The following is a 1,820-nucleotide window of genomic DNA, read 5'->3' on the forward strand; positions in this document are numbered from 1 at the left end:
GTTCGACGATGTTCGGTGTAGGAACCTTCATCATCAACTTCTCGGGGCCCGCCTCACCGCAGCGACACGACCCCACCCGCGCGGTCGATCACGCCCTCACCTGCACTCCATTTCCGGAAGAGCCACTTATTTTGCAGTGCGCGAGGTGAGTGCGTTGTAATATACAAAATGTGGAGGTATGCTTTGGTATCGAAGGGAGACCGGCTACGTACGTTCCGGACGTAAACCTGAACACGGGGACGAGCCAGTCTGTCACCCCGAGTCTATGACGCGCCCCCTCCACCCTGCTGTTATCAACCCCATGAACGTGAACCCGGACCTCCGCGCAATCCCCGCCCGGGCGCGGCGTGCAGGTTACCTAAAGCAACTCAGCCGCGCCTAGATCGCAAATAAGAGCGGCTCTAGGGTTCCTCTTCTCGAGAATCGACGGAGCTTCCTAAGCCCCGCTCGGCTGTGAGCTGCTCAGCCCGCCATTCTGATTATTGATCGGTGGGCGGTTGCCTCCTCCCAATCCACGACCTAGCTCTGTTTCCGGCGCAGGTCGCGGCTCACATGGGGGCTCTCGTGCAGGACACAGATCCGCTTGCAATGTGCCGCATCGGCGAGACCTTCTCGGTACACTGGCGTCTCCCGTGGAGAATCGGACGTCGCAATTCACGCCGGTGAACCGCACGCAAGCAGCGCTCGCCCGGTCGACCGGCGTCGACCTCGCGCACTGTTTGCCCGGCGCCCACGTTCCGGGGATGAGTCCGGGTGTCGGTCAGGTCGGGGCCGGGAGTGTGACCTCGTCGGGTGTGCGGTCCGGGCGCAAGCCCCGCCAGGAGGGGTGGCGGAAGTGCCGGTCGCGAGCTGTTGACCGGACTACCGAGCGACGCGCCGGGTCCCTATTACCGGCAGGTGCTGGGGTGACGGTAGACCTCCGTCGTTCTCTCGACGGAGGTGCGATGTGAGAGTTGGCGGCGCCGAGCGTGACGTGTGCTCGATCCATTTACCACGCTGGGGAAGCGTGGTCGCGGATGACGACGATTTCGTTGGTCACGTCCGGCGGAGTGGTGTATGAGATCGACTCCGCGTGATCTTGGTTCGGGATTCTAGGCGGTTATTGCCTCGGTTGTCATGAGTGCCTCGCTGCCGGTCGGTGCGGCTTCGGTGGTGACGATGCGGATGCGTGAGCGGGCCAGTAGATCGAGGCCCATGTAGCGGCGGTTCTCGGTCCACTCATCACTCTGTTCGGCCAGGACGGCGCCGACGAGGCGGATCAGGGAGTCGCGGCCGGGGAAGATCCCGACCACGTCGGTGCGACGGCGGATCTCCTTGTTCAGTCGCTCTTGAGGGTTGTTCGACCAGATCTGGCGCCAGACCTCGCGCGGATATGCGGTGAACGCCAGCAGCTCATCGCGGGCGTTGTCGAGGTGCTCGGCTGCGTCGGGCCAGCGCGCGGTGAGAGTGTCGACCACGCGTCCGTACTGGGCTGTGACGGCGTCGGCGTCGGGCTGGTCGAAGATCGTGCGCACCTGCGTAGCGACATGCGGCTGCGCCGACTTCGGAACACGGGAGAGCAGGTTACGCAGGTAGTGGGTGCGACACCGCTGCCACGCCGCACCCGGCAACGCCGAGGCGATCGCCGCCACCAAGCCGGGATGGGCGTCGGAGATGACGAGCTGGACCCCGGACAGGCCGCGGGCGACCAGACTGAAGCGCCCCGGCTTCAGTGGAGGCTGGGTTCTCCCGAGATTGGATCTTCTCGGGCGGTGTCGTGAGCGTAGTAGTTCTGTTCGTACTCGACCGGCGGGATGTTGCCGATCATGGAGTGCAGCCGG

Annotated in this window: 1 pseudogene; it reads right to left on the reverse strand. The window is 64.4% G+C overall.

Features of this window, described 5'->3' with window-relative positions:
* Nucleotides 1–1,091: 1,091 nt before the first annotated feature.
* A pseudogene (locus tag WHI96_RS27580) lies at nt 1,092–1,691 on the reverse strand (IS256 family transposase); the annotation flags it as partial.
* Nucleotides 1,692–1,820: the final 129 nt, after the last annotated feature.

This window comes from Pseudonocardia tropica (assembly GCF_040105315.1).
Classification (GTDB): domain Bacteria; phylum Actinomycetota; class Actinomycetes; order Mycobacteriales; family Pseudonocardiaceae; genus Pseudonocardia; species Pseudonocardia alni.